Below are 442 nucleotides of genomic sequence, written 5' to 3'. Positions count from 1 at the left end.
CATTGAGCAGGGCAGCCTCACCGAAACCGTCTGCCGGCTGCGCAGCACCGAAGCCAACCAGATACAGGTCAAAGCCACCGCGGGCAACGCCGGCGAGGGTACCCAGCTCTACACGGCCAGCGACAACCTCACCCTGACCGTCGGCGCGGGCCGCATTGAGATGACCCAGACGCATATCAGACTCACCTTTGGCGGCTCAGTCATTACCCTGAACGCCGACGGGGTGTCCGTTAACGGCAGCAAAATCGGCCTGAATAACTAATCTGACCTGAATAACGGCCCCGGCTGCCCGCCGGGCGCCCTGAACACGCACCCGGAGAACCCGATGACGCAGGAAAATACCTTCATCCCTTTTCACTTTAACGCCGGCACCCTCAGCGTGCCCCGCGACTGGCGGGATGTCAGTCTGCTGGTACTCACCAGCCCCGATGACCACAACGGC

General features: G+C 62.2%; 1 pseudogene. It reads left to right on the top strand.

From position 1 onward, the window contains the following. A pseudogene (locus SLS51_RS23360) lies at positions 1–262 on the top strand (type VI secretion system Vgr family protein); the annotation flags it as partial. Positions 263–442: the final 180 nt, after the last annotated feature.

Origin of the sequence: Photorhabdus africana (assembly GCF_035181445.1) — a bacterium.
Classification (GTDB): Bacteria; Pseudomonadota; Gammaproteobacteria; order Enterobacterales; family Enterobacteriaceae; genus Photorhabdus; species Photorhabdus laumondii.
The sequence above is the reverse complement of the archived record's forward strand: the minus strand, read 5'-3'. Positions and strand labels throughout refer to the sequence as shown.